Source organism: Chryseobacterium sediminis (assembly GCF_008386505.1).
Classification (GTDB): Bacteria; Bacteroidota; Bacteroidia; order Flavobacteriales; family Weeksellaceae; genus Chryseobacterium; species Chryseobacterium sediminis.
Genome location: NZ_VUNZ01000001.1, coordinates 1,614,410 through 1,630,287, shown reverse-complemented (window position 1 = coordinate 1,630,287; position 15,878 = coordinate 1,614,410). Strand labels below are relative to the sequence as shown.

The window sequence follows — 15,878 nt, the reverse complement described above, 5'->3', positions numbered from 1 at the left end:
GTGAAATAACATATAATCATGAATTTGTCTATATAGTTGAAATTCAATAGTGAAATAATGTTATTTTTTTCACTATTAAATGATTTTTGTATTGTTATTTTTATTAATTTGACAAAAAATTAATAACACTTTTTTAATAACTATGAAAAACAACACCTATTTTAGTAGGGGGCATATCTTTAGATGGCTGCTACTATGTTGGCTTTTGGTACCCTGGGTACTACAAGCACAAGCTCGAATTACATGGACTGAACAGGTCGGATGCCAGGAATTCCGTGGCGAAAAAGAAGACCAGATTCCTGACAATGGAGTCGCTGTTTCCTACATCAACTCTTCCCAATGTCTGCGTGTCTGTGAGAAATCATTAGATCCTGTCAAATATCTTGTTCAGGGAGCGAATGTTTCTAATGTACAATGGACTATTTCGGGAGGATCTTTAAGCCCTTCAGGACCAGGAAATACCGCTGCGTATGTTACCTGGGGAGCGGCAGGTAATGGCTCTTTACAGGCTGTTATTACATACAATGACGGAACTGTTGAAACTCAGACGATTTGTATTGAAAAAATCAACAGACCGATTGCTAAATTTGAATTGTTAAACCTGGATTATACTGTATGTAAAAATACAACGGTGTATTTTGATAACCTTTCTGAACAAAACGGAGGATCGGATATTATCAATTATTTCTGGGAGTTTGGGGATGGAGCTACTTCCACTTCCACAGCTTTTGAACCTTCTCATGTGTATACTAACCCTGGTACCTTTACTGTTCGGCTGACTGTAACCAATAAGTGTGGCTGCCAAAGTATATATAAAAAGGAGATCAAGGTACTAAAATCAGATCCTGTACAGATTAACTGTGCATCTGTAGTATGTGAAGGCAGTGTTGAAAAATACAGCGCACAGGACGGATGTGGTAAAGGACAGTGGAAAGTGATTGGAGGATCTATTGTGAATAATTTCGGAAGCGAAATCGAAGTGAAGTGGGATCAGGTAGATCCGCTTGATGGTTTTGGTTATGTAATGTATTTATCTGAATGTGCTTGCCCTGAATGGACTACCATCAAAATTCCTGTAGTTTTAGCCCATGCAAAAGTGAAAGGACAGGCGGTAGTGTGTGCAGGTAAGCAATATACGTATTCAATTCCTCAATGGCCTACAACCAGTGTTCAATGGAACGTAACGGGTCCTGCAGGAGGACAGTTATATTATACTCAACAGAGAAACGAAGCTATTTTTTCTGCAAATCAACCTGGTACTTATCACCTTGTAGCAAACTATCACAATACTTTATTACCATGTGAAGGTCAGGCTTCTATTGATATTGTAGTGGAAGCACCGGTAGTGGTAAGTGGTGGTACTGATGAGATCTGTGCAGGAACAAGCCAGGTATTTACAACTAACCCTAATGTGCCTGTTATCTGGAAAGTAACCACAGGTGGATCTTCTTTTGTTTCAGGAGTAACAACAGGGCCATTTACCCATACATTTACAGCAGCAGGCACTTATACAATTACTGCTACTAAACAAGGTGGAGGCTGTGAAAGCAATGCAAGAATTATTAAGGTATTACCAATTCCTCAGGTGCCTACAGGTACTATTTCCGGAGAGACAAAAGTATGTTCCGGAAGACCTTATGTGTATACGATCAACCCTGTTGATGCCGGAATGGTTCCGGTTTGGAGTGTTACCAACGGAACGATTCAGGGAAGTAATTCGGGATCTTCTGTAACGGTTATATTTAATGCTGGTGCTTCTTCGTATACCGTGTCTGCACAGAATAAATCTATCAGCAGCGCAGGATGCCTTTCGGCTCCGACTTCGTTTAATGTAGCACCTTTAGATCTTAACTCTATTACAATTAATCCTAATCCAGGGCCTTTCTGTCCGAGTAGTACTCAGACTTTCAGTGCTAATCTGAACGGAATTGTTCCGGAATTTATGGAATGGACATTTGGAAGTTCCAACTTCGGAAGTGTGATTGGAGGACAGGGTACCGCTAATATTACTGTAAACTTCAACGAGATCTCTTCTACAAGCAGCACAACTCTGAATTTAAGAATTGTAAAATGCGGGGTAACGAAAATTATCAGCATACCGGTGTCGTTAATAACACTGCCGGTAGTAAACTTTACCAATGTAGGCGGAGTTTGCTTAGGTTCAAACCTTTCTTTCACTGTGAATCAGGGTACAATTACTACGGCTACCAATGTTACTTTTACATTTGCTAACGGAACAACTTATACTACAGCTTTCAATCCGTCAGGAAATTATAGCTTCCCGAATAATGGATATATCTCAAATACTTCAGGAAGTAATGTTTCTCAGATAGTTACTGTAACGTATACGGGAACTAACGGATGTAATTATAAGCCAACAGCAAGCGCAAACTTTACTATTTATCCAGAGACAGTTATTACAATTTCTCCGGTGTATAATATCACTGTTTGTGACCCTACGACAATGACACCGTATACTCTTACGGCAAACAGTTCTACAGGGCTTACGAATATTATTTCATGGCAATGGTATAAAAACAATGGAATCATACCGGGAGCTAATACGAACTCATATACAATATCAGGTGCAGGTGCTTTTGGAACTTATAAAGTACAGGCAGTAGATATTAATAACTGTGTGGTGTATTCTCAGAATGTTAATGTAACTCAGCTATGTCCTAGCAGCGGAGGTTGTACAACAGACCCACAGATTAGTTTTGTTCCACAATGGTCAGGGTGTAACACAATTTCTGTTACCGGTTTATCTTACGTTGGAACTCCTGACGAGATTCAGTGGTTGTCAGATAGTGTACTTACTTTGTCTTCCGGACAGGGAACAGCTACACCGATCTATCAGACGAATCTTGCCGCAGCACATATTGTTTTCGTACGTTTAAGATACGGTACATGCTGGTACAGCAAAGGAGTAGAAGTAAGAAAGAATTACGAACCTAAATTCAATGTAAGCACAGTATGTAACGGAGGTGGTTACAATGTAACTCTTTTCAATACATCTACTATATTTGAAATCAATCCGTCAACTATTACATATACATTCACCAGCCCGGGACAGCCTACTCAAACAGGACAAACGGCTACTTATAACAATCTGGCGCCAGGTACTTACACCTTTACAATGACAATGTCTGCACCTGGAAAACCAACGTGTACTACTACGCAGACTGTTACATTGGCTCCGGTTCCAAGTACAAGCTTCCTGGTTCCGGCATGGATATGTGTACGTGAGGCGATTACGTTCTCTCCGCTGTCATATGTTCCCGGAAATATTTATACCTGGGTCTTTGATGGTACATCTTATGTAACCGGAGGACCAGATGCTACGATTACTTACAATACGAGCGGAACAAAGACAATACAGCTGAAAATAAAAACTCCTAATGGATGTGAATATTCTTCTCCTGTCATTAATATTAGTGTGAAAGAGGCTACTCTTGATGGTAATATGGCGCCTCCGGCTCTTGTTGCTTGTATAGGAAGTGCGCCTAATATCATATTTACAAGTACTCTTGGATCTCCAAGTCAGTATATCTGGATGAATGGTTCTCAGCCTGTGGCTGGAGCGCCGAGTTCTCCAGTCTTCACTCCAACTCAATCAGGTAGCTACTGGCCGGTGCTGGTATCTTCAGATGGATGTAGAACAAGTATCATGAGTACTAAAGCAATACCTGTAACGCTTAAAAATCCTCCATATGTTAACATATCCGGAAAAGCTAATATCTGTGAAGGATCTTCTACAATCCTTAGCGGTATTGTAACGGATAATACATTGGAATATCAATGGAAGAAAAACGGAGGATTGGCATCAGCTCCATGGAGTACTGCCCCTTATCCGATTGTTTTTGATACAGGAACATTAACCGCAGGTACCTATGTTTATACGCTGGAAGTAAGAACTCCGGGTACATCAGGATGTACAAGTTCTAAAAACTTTACTATTACGGTAAGTCCTCCACCATCACCGGTTACGGTAACCTATAGTTTGGTGAGCTGTCAGCCTTATAAAATTAAGTTAACAGCTTCCGGGCCATCTGCAGGAGATTACAACTGGAGTAATGGAATGACAGGTCAGTCTATTACGGTAAATGAAGGTGGTGCTTATCAGGTTATTTATACTGCGCCAAGCGGCTGTAAAGTAAGTAATTATACAGAAGTTCCATTAAGTCTTGAGAGCTTGATGTGGGTATTCCCTACAGGATGTTATGATGAATGTCTTAGAAAGAATTATATTTTAGGACCAAAAGGAATCTTTGATCATCATGACTGGCAGCTGTTCGGAAACAGTATCCAAAGCGGAAATAATAATTTCATCTATCCGCTTTATATCAATGCTCCGGGAACATATCAGCTTCAGATTGATCATTTAGGATGTCAGTTCACTTCCGGAACTATGAATTACTATCCGGGCAAAGAATGTGGATTTGAAACAGAATGTAAGCTTGAGACAAATATCAAAGGAATGAAATGGGTTGGAGATCATTACGAAGTTAATGGTATTCTTCAAAATGCAGGAAGCCAGCCGATAAGTCTTACAGTTTCGAGTCTTAACGGATATGGAAGTTATATTCCGTCTATCATTACTATTCCGGCAGGAGGAGTCTATGATATGAACGCTAATCCATTATCATTCTATCCAAACTCAAACTTCCAGGGTACTGATGAGATTTTATTCTCAAATGAAACTTGTAAGTTTACTACCAAAGCATCAGATCCGGAGTGGATAGGTATGAGAAGCGCAGGAAGAAGCGTAATTGCTGCTTCAGTTTCTTCTCTGAAAATGATACCAAATCCTGCGAAGGAAAAAGTGAAAATCTCGTATAATACGGGCAATGAAAAATTACTTGCAAAACAGATTACAGTTTTTGATGCCATGGGCAATGTCAAATTCCGTAAAGAACTAAAAGCGGCTTCCGGAGAGGTAGACGTAGAAGTTAACAGCTGGCTGCAAGGTGTTTACATTGTTATTGTACAAACGGGAGACACCTCATTACAAGGAAAACTAATTAAAAATTAGTAGCTTATAAAGCAGTGTTCTCTTAGGAGGACACTGTCTTTTTATAGTATGTGATAATTAAATGAATTTTTATGATACAATTAAAAAACAAACTGTGGGGACTGCTTCTTATACTGCCGGCATTATCTTTTAGCCAGACTTACCAATGGCAATGGGGAAAGCAGGCTGGAGGAATAACAGGTTCGGCTGATCCCGGATTTCATTATGTATTTGATGAATCAATAAGGGATATTGTAGTGGATAACAACAACAATACCTATTTTCTCTCCACGATGCGTGAGCAGGGACAAAACCTGAATGGTACCTCTGTAAACAATTATGGGCTTAGTGACCTTTTTCTGTTCTCTGCCGATTGTGAAGGAAATATAAGATGGTCCAGACCAATAGGAGGATCGGGAGACGGAGAAAATGCATGGCACATTAAAGTCGATAATAATGGGGGGTTATATGTGATGGCCACCATTTATAATAATTCATATGTGGGAGATCCGAGTGCCGTTCCGGTGCATTTTGATGATACCCATACCTTACCTTTGTATACCCACTATGATCAAACGATAGATCCTGCTCATAAAGCAGCCTTTCTGTTAAAATATAATACATCTGACGGTACATTGGCATGGAGCAAGCCTTTGCAGGGAGATGTTAATTATTCTACCCGAATGTGCGATGTCCAGATGATGTATATGGATTCTTCCAAAAACATTCATGCTGTTATGGGATTCCGGGCGGGAACTCATTTGAATGGTTTAATTACAGTACCGTCAACTTTTACCTCAACCTATCAGTATTATGCCGTTAAATTCAACTATGATAATGGTAATATGACCCCTGCAGCACCTGTACTTCTTCCTATCACCGGAGATGCAATAAATGCGGTGGGAAGAGAAGGTAAAGTAAATCTGGTGTACGATGAAAGCTTAAATCGCTATTATCTTGCAGGAAAAAGAATGGATGCTGGGTTTAGTAACCTGATCGATCTTTCCTATAATAATGTACCATTTACCAAAGCTGCTTATGTATTGGCTTTTGATGGAACTACCGGAGTAGAGGTATGGAGAAAAGAACTTGATAATGGCTCGGTAAGCACGGATGATGAAATTCATTCCATTATAAAAGATCCGGCTACTTCGGATATCTATATTTCAGGACGTTATTTTAATGGGATAACGGTGCCAGCAACTTTTGGGAGTTATACTTTCCCTTTAAGAAGTTATGTTGAAGCCGTTCCATTTGTGATGAAGCTTAATGCTGCTGGTTCAGTGCAGTGGGCAAGAACTCCTGAAGGAATGTCCGGTCTTCAGTTTGGTTACCGTTTTACGAAAGGTACCATTGTCATTAATGGAAATGAAGTAGCTTTTGCCAAAGGAAGCTGGTCTGATATCTGGGGCAGCTATACAATGACACGACCTGATGGAGATAGATCAGATCCTTTATTGGTTAGACTCAACAAAGACACAGGAGCTGTTTTGGGAGCCGGAGAGATCCGCAGTAATTTTAATGTGGTAGACGAATTTACGGCAGTAGCTGCAGATAACAATGGCAATTATATTGTAGGAGGCTTTTTTCATGACCAATTGTTTACAGATGCTAATGATAATGTCAATACAATGGCTGTCAATGTAGCAGGAGGGAAATCTCAATCATTTTTTACAAAATATGCTAAATCAGCATGCAGCCAAATGTCAGTAGAAGAAACAGCTGTTCAGGCAGGAATACAATTATACCCGAATCCTGTTCAGGAGGTACTTACGATCAGAAGTAAAGAACCTTTGGTTTCCTATGAAATCTTCGGTGCAGCAGGACAGCTGGTAAAACAGGGAACTTTGAATTTCATGCAGGAGCAAGTGGTATTATCCTCTCTTCAGACAGGAGTATATTATATTAAACTTAAAACAAAATCTTCTACAGTAACAGAAAAAATATTGAAGAAGTAAAAAAAACAAAACTGAAAATTAATAACCTAATATATAAAACAGTGTTCTCCAAAGAGGATGCTGTTTTTTATAGGATACTTTTGGGTTGAAAAATGAACTTGTTCGTTATTTTACAATTTTTTGCCTGCAGGAAGTAGTTGCTTTGTAAAAAAAATAAAATGAAAAAGTTACTTATTTTAAACACACTATTACTGCTTACCTCATGGTCTAATGCTCAGACTAAAGATTTGGAAACAGTAAGAAAAACTATTGAAGCCAGTAACGCAATCTATGCCGATCTGGCTAACAAAAATGACGGATCTATTTTAACAAGATATACAGATGATGCCTGTCTGTTTCCACCCAATGCAGTGCCAGTCTGCGGAAGAGAACAGATACTCAGTTTCTTTAAGGGTGGACCTAAAGTACGTGTTAAATTTACGATTCAGAATCTGTATGGTGATGGTACAGCATCAGTCACTGAAGAAAGTTATTACGAAATGACAGATTTAGAAGGTAAAAAGCTGGATGACGGAAAAGTAATCGTAATCTGGAAAAATACAAAAGAAGGCTGGAAGATGCACCGCGATATGTTCAGCAGCAATCATCATGCAAAATAAAATCAAAAACCAATATTGACAGCCTGTTGAAGATCTGTATCGTTTTTAATCATTGAATGTCTGGATGCAGAAGGACTAATGCCTGTAAATTTTTTAAACTCTTTGATAAAATGTGCCTGATCATAATACCCGCAGTCATAAGCTATGGTTGTAAGTGATTGCGGAGTGTTGAGAACCATCTGAAGGCTTTTGTTAAACCTGATAACAGCTGCAAAAGAAGAAGGACTTATGCCCATATTTGTAAGATAAAGCTTTTGAATATATCTTTCCGATATCCCTGAATCCTTTGCCATTACAGGTAGATCCAATATGTGATGATTCATAAAAAACTGCTGGCTGAGTTCCTGAAGTATTTTGGTTTTCTTTAGCCTGGTTTCATTTTTTTTCAGCTGTTGAAGAAAATAGGTTTCTAAAATATTGATTTTTGTATGGAGACCGTTAGCCTGTATAATGCGGTCATACAAATCTCTGCTTTCACTTTTTGCTACATCATACATATCAGTAGCGTAGTTCGTGAATTCCGACAAAGGATCAGAAAAGAATAAAATACCGGCATATGGATAAATCCGTGCTATCAGTACCACAGTTCCCTGCGCAACTGTAAGCCGGGTGGGAAGGGTAAGGTGTCCCAGGAGTTCTATATCAGGAGTATCCTTTCTTTTTCCGTTAATAATAGTAGCTGCAGCGCCACCGGAAATATTGATTATAAGATCTATATATCCGCTGGGATAGAAAACTTCATCCGTGAGATCCTTGTCAATTGTAACAACGGTAAAGCTTTTTATGTAAGGGGCTAAGCTGGCGGAAGGTGAAATTTGCATAGCGGTGGTAGGTGTTAATTCATTGGGAGATAGCTTCTTCTAAGTTAGGAATAAATATAATATGATTAGAAAAGAAGAATGTCAAAATAAAAATTCCATATCAAAGAATATTCGATTTTTTTTGTGATGCCGATTTGAATAACCTATTCCGTATTTTTGTAGACAGCTAAGCCATTAAACTGCTTGGTTCAAAAACATGAGCAATATATTTTCTGATAATCAGCAGGTAGAGGTGATATCTTCATTCTCAGAACTTGTCAACACCCATTTTCAAGGAACGATGAATGCAATTTGCTGGCATCGGAGTTTAGTTGGAGATTTTAAAGAAGTTGTTTCTCAACTTCAGTTGAAAGATGATATAACAGTAGTTTCTGCTCAAGATCTTTTAGCCTTACAATTATCAGAAGAAGGAGATACAGCAAGAAAAATGATCTTAAATGATTTACAGTTATTGACTGATTTTGGAGCATCTCCTGTTCTTAATTTGCTTAAATGTTATGAACGGGATGAAGAACTTGGTTTTATTTCCACAGATGTATATTCGTATCATGTAGACCGCTCACCCATCGGGACGGATACTTTTTTATGTACCTATCATGGGACAGCAAGTGATATTATTCCCAATGATCAGGTGGAACAGAAAATTTTAATTCCTGAAATCCGGGAACAGCTCAAAAAGCTACATGACGGCCCCGAAGAAGAATTTGAAGATTTCCTCAAAGAATATTTCTTTGATCTTCACTATCAGCCGAAACCCAATGCTCAACCAGTAAACTTACAGGTGGGCCATCTTTGGAGAATCGCTGTGGATCATCCCGAACAAAAAGCATTGCCATGTGTTCACAGGGCTCCTGTAGAAAATGATGGTGAATATCGGCTGTTATTGATTTGCTGATATATTACATGCTGAAAATAATAATTAACGTATTCTTTTACTCTTGACCTATAGCTTTTAGTTGCATTAAATAATCCTTGCCTTCAATATTCCCAAGTGCAAATTCGTGTTCCAGCAGCTTGAGTTTTTCTGTCTTGGTATAAGAACGATTGTAGATTTCGTTCAAAATGTCATTTTCATCAATATTGGGGTTCAGAAGATGTTTTAGACCCCGATACGCACAATAATACCTGATTCCTAATAATCTTTGTGAATGTGCATTGAAATGAATGCCATCAGAATTAGCTGTAAGTCCTTTTACGGAAACAAAATAACAGTTTTCATGAGATTGTGCAAACTCCTCAAGTTCGCGGTTGATCAAAGAATAATGTGTGAAATACTGGCCAAATATTCCGGTGGGTAAATAGTCTCCTAATCCTCCAATGATAAGTGGGACCTCAGAAATACTGAGTTCCTTACGTAAAGTATCAATAATCCTGGAAAATTTTTCCTGATATTGGTCTGCCTTTTCAGGAGAACAGTCACTTTCACCCTGATGCCATAAGATTCCTTTAATTTCACTTGTTCGCTGGGCAAGCCTGGCTTGTGAAATGGCATTCTCAAACAAGACATTCTCTATAGCCCAGTCATCAAGACTTGTTCCTCCATCAGCACATGGAATCAATCCGATTTCATCTTGTTGATGATCCTGTCTCCAGGAAGCTGCAAATGATGAAGCGAGCCCCACACCCGCGCTGGGACGGTCAAAATTAATGGGTTCTGACATGATCTGCCATAGGCCGTTTCTCAACATTTTAATATGTTCATCAAAAATAAGCGGAACCTCTTTTGCATAACCGCGTCCGGCCATATTGGATTGGCCTATCATTAAGAAAGATTGTATCATTTTTGTTTATTTACTACTAAACCTATGCTTCTACTGAATGAGTTCCAGGCTAATTTTTTTACTTCATTAGCAGCGATATCTCCCGATCTGTATGCTGTGATAGTTGCTGTGATTGTGCTGGTAAAGAGTATTCTTATCCACGCTAATGGTAGCTCGTTGTCTATCAATTGTTCTTTTTGTAGAATTATTATTGCACTGAATATATCATTTCTTGTTTTTAAATAATCCTTACTTATTTTGGTTGTATAAGCAGGCTCTACTTCGTTGAGTTTAATTAAAAAGGCATACTTTGTTCCGCTGTCAATGCCGGCATATAATAAGTTTTCCAATTGTATCAAAGGATTGGTAGAGCTGTTGAAAGCATTTATGGCCGCTTCTTCCCAGGCCTTCATCATATTTGCATTGCAAGCTTCTAATAGTTCGTTTCGGTTTTTAAAATACCGATGCAATGTCCTGCGGTTAAGGTTACAACGTACCGCGATTTCTTCAAATGTTGCCGAAAAATCCTCATTGAAGACTGATATGGCGGTATTGATAATTTTTTGTTGTGTATTCATTGTTTTATCACCTCAAATATACGACAAATGTCTCGAAATTGAGACATTTGTTTTTTAATTATTCAAATCGGTATTTTTATTTAAAAATTCTGTGATTTATTGGAGTGTGCATGAAAAAAAACCCTTAAATATAACATTTAAGGGTTTTCTTTATTATAGTGCTATGCTAGGTTATTTTCCGATACAAAAATAGTTAAAACTGAATATCAATTGATTACTATAAATAGTAACAATATAGAATCAAATGATTTGAAATTTTTAAATTTTCATCAAAATTCTGCCGAGTCTCAAGTTATAAAGATATTCATATAGATATTATAAAGAAATAAATTTTGGCATTTTCAAATTGAGTATTTTTTCTCCATTGCCTATACAATTAACAATTGTGGGAATTTATTATTTTGAAAAATGAACATTCAAAATAACTTGATACCATTTTAAATATATAGAATAATAAAGCTATTGATTGACTACTATACAAAGAAAAGTACTTCTTATTCCCTTATTACTATACATTAACATCAGTAGTTATTTATAAAATAAGTGGGTGACGTCTACTTTCATTCACATTTTAAGCATATTGAAAAAAAATCAAAAAAAGAAATAAGCTCTCAACATTTTCGAAAACTTTTGTCTGACCTTCAGTATATAGGGGGTACTACCAAAAACTTAACTTATAACGGGGTGCTTTTGCTTAGGTACCTTCTCTATTGCCAAATATTAATTATATTTGAAAATATTGAAAAATAATATGGCAAAGAAAGGTGGCGACTTTGAAGTAATTGCACTTGATTTTCTTGAGAAAATCTTTCAGGAATTAGATTATGAAGTTGTAAGAAAAAGAATACAAAAAACAGGTTCTCAAGATGGATTTGATAATCTTGTGGAAATAGTTGATAGGAAATTTAAAACTTATACTATTTATTCTGAGTGCAAAGACTATTCTACTGTTCTTAATTATTCTATGGCTATTGAAAAAATTCCACATATTGTTTCAACACATAAAAAAATTGATTTGCTTCTTTTCATTTCACCTCATAAAAATTTTTCAAATACAAATGAAGATTCGAAATTGGAGAGTTTTTATGAAATATTAGGTGATGAATGCCCAGTTGAATTTCTAACACCTGAATCATACATTAAAGAGTATTTTTCATTATACCCTAATCTATACAAAAAAGTTTACAAAGAGGATATCGAAGAAATTTCAATTGAAAACAGAACAAAACTTTTACAAAAGTTCAAAAAACTAATTTTTTCTGATAAAAATCTACAAAAAACTATAATTGAAGAAGAAGATAGAAATTTATTTATTGATGACTTGAAGAAAGATCAATTTTACATTTCTCGTTCTTTTAGAAAATATCAAGAAAGAGAAAGATTTGTTTTTGATAATCCTGATTATGAAATCAAGTTAGAGGAGCAATTAAATAAATCAAGGTTTGGGGTTGCTGTGCTTGGAAACCCAGGAAGTGGCAAAAGTCATGAATTAAAAAACTTTGCCATAGAACTATGGGAAAATAGAGATACTAATAATAAAATTCCAAGATTTCGCATCCTAAAAAACTTTTCATCTGGAACAAATTTTACAGACTTACTTCCCGAGAATTATAAAAATATCTCAAACCTTATCATTATCTTAGATGGGATTGATGAAATTCATGACATTACAAATTTCGCTGTTAAATTAAGAGCGTTTATTTATGATAATCAACATGTTATTGAGTCAAATCAAATTAAGTTTGTTGTTAGTTGTAGAACGAATATTTACAATAATCATATAAAAAGCATCGATGGTTTTGACATATGTTTTATTAATGAAGTTCCTGAGAATATGGCTGTTAATTTTCTATATAATAAGTATAGCCTTGATGTAACACAAGATGAAAGATTTAGTTATTGGAAATTCAGAGATATACTACAAACTCCTTTTTATTTAGAATTACTTGGACAACATTATTATAATACACGTGGAATTTTATTAAATAAGTCAAAACTTTTAGAAACATATGTGAAAAACAGATTGGATGATGATGAAAAAATTAAATATTTAAATGACAGTTCATTTAGTAAAGCAGAAATTTTAGAGTGTTCTAAAAAAATTGCATTGTCAATGGAAGCGATGCAAAAATCCTTTATCTCAACAAGTGAATCTTTTGGATTATGTGAAAAAAAAATAGATTTATCAAAGAACTCTTTTCTTCAACAAAATCTTGATGAAACATGGAGCTTTGAGTATAAAAACATACAAGAATATTTTGTTGCAAAGACTTTATCACAATTAGATTTTGAACAAATAATAGATTTCATACAAATTGATTCTGACACTCTTAAAGTTCATCCAACTTGGTATAATGTTGTATCATTTTTATTAAACTTAGAATTGGAAAAAAAAGATTATGAAAGACTAGTAAACTGGATAATTGAAAATGATTTAGAATTGATTTTTCAAGTAGATTCTGACAGAATTGATCCAGATATTCGTACAAAATGTTTGGTTAAGAGATTTACAGAAATTTGTATAGAAAAAACTTTGTGGTTGGAAGGAATATCTGAAATTGCAAGATTTTCTAATACAGAAAGTAGTGTAGATTATTTAATTTCTCAAATAACAAATAAATCACACCATTCAAGAGCAAGAATCACAGCTATAGAGCTTTTATCGTACATGAGCTTCTCAGCGGAACAAATAAATATAATTGGAAATACAATATTAGAATTAGTTTCTGAATTTCAATCTAGTAAAGAAAGGAACATTCTGTTTTTACAAAACATTTTAAAACTATTCAAAAACCCCACATTTACTTCTACATCTGTCTTTTATTCAATAATATTTAAAAAGCTCCAGCTAGAGAATGATAAAGATGTCATTCTTGAATTATTAAAAACAATGCCCGAAGAATTAATCGAGAAAAATCTTAAGTATATTCTCAATGCTTTAGACATTTCTATAAGGGAAGAATATGAAGTTGTAAGCTATAAACATGCCTCTACATTGAAGCATTACGTTTTTGAATTATTAAAACAAATTGAAAATTCTAACTCATTAATAATTATTTACACTTATTTAATTAAGAATTATGATATTGTTGATAGTAAAGATTATGATACAAGTGAATTTTTGGACCATTTAAATCAAAAATATGGTAATAAAAAAGAAATATACAGTGAACTTGTCGAAATAATCTCACAATCTGTTATTAATGATAAAATATCTTTTTATGCAGATAATTTATTAATTGAGATAACAATAGCTTGCGACCTTAATATTCCCGTTTTTAAGAAGGTATTACATAATAATTCATTAGAGAACTACTATATTATCTTTTTTTTGTCAAAGATTTTAAAAGAAGAATTATTTTGCGAAATTTTAGAAGTTTATAAAGAGGGTAATGTTAAGGAGGAATTTCTCATAAAGTTTCGTAATTCGATTCGTGATAATGATTTTCATTTGAGTTCACTTTTTGAAAATTATATAGAATCAACTTTAGGCTATAAATTTAACGAAAAACTGACAGTAAATGAATACGAAATTAGAACCGAGTTTTATTTAGTTGAAAGACAAAGAGAGTTTGACATCTTATTAAATTTTGAAGCTTTGCGAGATGAAATATTATCAATATTTCATTTCAGTAAAAAGAAGCAGTTTTTAATAACAGACTGGAATGATTTTTATAAAAAGTACTCTACAGATTATAATATTTATAAAAATATCACAAGAAATTCTATACAAATATTAAAAGATTTTATATTAAGTAAAAAGAATGGTAAAGCAGTAAAAGATTCAGAGATACCAAAGCTTATTCTCAATTATGAACTTGAGATAATGAGAGCTGTTGAAAACTTTTTACCAAAAAGAAATGATACCAGTGTTCTATTAACAAATGAGCAAAAATTAGTAATTGAAATATGGTGTAAAAATAAATTAGAAAAACTAAAAGAAATATATGGTGAGAAAATATCTAAATGTATAGGGAAAACTTCAGGTAATAGAGATTTTTTATTATTCGACTTGCTATATCTATTTCAAAGATATTTTAAATTCAATATTAAGGAAGAATTTTTATTAGAAATGATAAGTTTAAATGTCAGACAAAAATTAAGCTTAAATTTTTTTCCTGAAAACTTTGATATGGAAAAAGTAAATGTAAGAATTATTCAAAATATTAATCATGAAAATGATTTAACAAATATCTATATTTATTTGAAGCACTTAGTTAATTCCAAAAAGAATCTTGATAAAGTTATAATTGATATAAAAGCCAAAATTATTCATTCCTTGAGTAACAATAATTATTATTATCCACAAAAATTGATTGAGTTATTATATTTTAAAGATATCAAATTTGTAAATGAAATTATCAATATTAAAAAAATAGGTACTAAAGATGGTAACTTTTTAGAAGATATTTTAAGTATGCTAATTAGATATGAAAATTCAGATTATGCTGAGACCTATATTCGAAAGAATTATAATTACTTGATCGATAATCAAATAATTATGGAGTCGTCCTTAATAAAACTATTGATAAATTGTAATTCCGAGTATGGCTTCAAAATGCTACTTATAATTCTTGAAAATACTATTTTTCCATATCAAGAAATTGAAAAAAGTTTTAAAAATTCAAATTGGCAAAACTTCTCAAATAAAAACTCAATTAGTGACTTGGTAAAAATTCTTGAATTAGCAATGACAAAAAAAGAAATTATCAAATTAAACAGTAATTTTTCCCCTCTCAGAATTGCATATGAAGTTATCCTCAATATATGTCAAAAAAATGATTTAGAAACTTGTGAAGAGATTTTCACTATAATAAAAAATATTAATACAAAAGAAATCAAGCAGCTTAACGGAGATTTATTTTATCTTAGTCAATTAGAGAAAGATCTACAAGACATTATTTACAATCACAAATCAAAAGCATTTAATTTACCTGAAACCTTAAAATTGATAAAGGATTATAATTATATTTTTTATTAGAATAAAAAAATAAGGCACAAAATTTGTAGTTTTGCGCCAAGACATCAACGAAAAAATAAAAAGTGTAAAACTTTTGCTTTTGTTCTGTGAATCGGCAAAATTCTAAAATGTTACAAAATGCAAACAGTTTCAGCACACTCGTCATAGGGCGAGTGGCTTATCCTGTTTTT

General features: G+C 34.3%; 8 protein-coding genes. 5 read left to right on the top strand and 3 right to left on the bottom strand.

The features are described from left to right. The first annotated feature begins 142 nt into the window (after positions 1–142). The 3 genes from FW780_RS07410 to FW780_RS07400 all read left to right on the top strand — a co-directional run bounded on the left by FW780_RS07410 (position 143) and on the right by FW780_RS07400 (position 7,568). A complete protein-coding gene (locus FW780_RS07410) occupies positions 143–5,032 on the top strand; it encodes a PKD domain-containing protein (protein WP_149832962.1) in 4,890 nt (1,629 codons plus the stop codon). Between the two features lie 71 nt (positions 5,033–5,103). Then, complete coding sequence (locus FW780_RS07405; protein ID WP_149832959.1) at positions 5,104–6,969, top strand: T9SS type A sorting domain-containing protein; 1,866 nt, start codon at positions 5,104–5,106, stop codon at positions 6,967–6,969. A 158-nt stretch (positions 6,970–7,127) separates the two neighbouring features. Then, positions 7,128–7,568, top strand: a complete 441-nt coding sequence (locus tag FW780_RS07400; RefSeq protein WP_149832957.1) for a YybH family protein — start codon at positions 7,128–7,130, stop codon at positions 7,566–7,568. 2 nt (positions 7,569–7,570) lie between these two features. On the opposite strand, the gene FW780_RS07395 is transcribed toward FW780_RS07400, so the two are convergent. Next, on the bottom strand, positions 7,571–8,389 hold the full coding sequence (locus tag FW780_RS07395) for a helix-turn-helix transcriptional regulator (RefSeq protein WP_149832954.1): 819 nt from the start codon (positions 8,387–8,389) through the stop codon (positions 7,571–7,573). Positions 8,390–8,585: 196 nt separating this feature from the next. Here FW780_RS07395 and FW780_RS07390 point away from each other — a divergent pair, with 196 nt between their 5' ends. Beyond that, positions 8,586–9,284, top strand: a complete 699-nt coding sequence (locus FW780_RS07390) for a DUF1826 domain-containing protein (RefSeq protein WP_149832951.1) — start codon at positions 8,586–8,588, stop codon at positions 9,282–9,284. Positions 9,285–9,321: 37 nt separating this feature from the next. On the opposite strand, the gene FW780_RS07385 is transcribed toward FW780_RS07390, so the two are convergent. Together FW780_RS07385 and FW780_RS07380 are read right to left on the bottom strand one after the other, a co-directional pair. Then, positions 9,322–10,170, bottom strand: a complete 849-nt coding sequence (locus FW780_RS07385) for a sialate O-acetylesterase (protein WP_149832948.1) — start codon at positions 10,168–10,170, stop codon at positions 9,322–9,324. Beyond that, complete coding sequence (locus tag FW780_RS07380; protein ID WP_149832945.1) at positions 10,167–10,727, bottom strand: TetR/AcrR family transcriptional regulator; 561 nt, start codon at positions 10,725–10,727, stop codon at positions 10,167–10,169. The genes FW780_RS07385 and FW780_RS07380 overlap by 4 nt, the downstream gene beginning before the upstream one ends. Before the next feature lie 751 nt (positions 10,728–11,478). Here FW780_RS07380 and FW780_RS07375 point away from each other — a divergent pair. Next, the gene (locus tag FW780_RS07375) at positions 11,479–15,708 is read left to right on the top strand and encodes an NACHT domain-containing protein (protein WP_149832943.1); all 4,230 of its coding nucleotides are present in this window, start codon (positions 11,479–11,481) and stop codon (positions 15,706–15,708) included. Positions 15,709–15,878: the final 170 nt, after the last annotated feature.

Bases quoted from the DNA above. Each gene is read 5' to 3' on its own strand.
- FW780_RS07410 (WP_149832962.1), top strand. From the start codon at position 143: ATGAAAAACAACACCTATTTTAGTAGGGGGCATATCTTTAGATGGCTG.
- FW780_RS07405 (WP_149832959.1), top strand. From the start codon at position 5,104: ATGATACAATTAAAAAACAAACTGTGGGGACTGCTTCTTATACTGCCG.
- FW780_RS07400 (WP_149832957.1), top strand. From the start codon at position 7,128: ATGAAAAAGTTACTTATTTTAAACACACTATTACTGCTTACCTCATGG.
- FW780_RS07395 (WP_149832954.1), bottom strand. From the start codon at position 8,389: ATGCAAATTTCACCTTCCGCCAGCTTAGCCCCTTACATAAAAAGCTTT.
- FW780_RS07390 (WP_149832951.1), top strand. From the start codon at position 8,586: ATGAGCAATATATTTTCTGATAATCAGCAGGTAGAGGTGATATCTTCA.
- FW780_RS07385 (WP_149832948.1), bottom strand. From the start codon at position 10,170: ATGATACAATCTTTCTTAATGATAGGCCAATCCAATATGGCCGGACGC.
- FW780_RS07380 (WP_149832945.1), bottom strand. From the start codon at position 10,727: ATGAATACACAACAAAAAATTATCAATACCGCCATATCAGTCTTCAAT.
- FW780_RS07375 (WP_149832943.1), top strand. From the start codon at position 11,479: ATGGCAAAGAAAGGTGGCGACTTTGAAGTAATTGCACTTGATTTTCTT.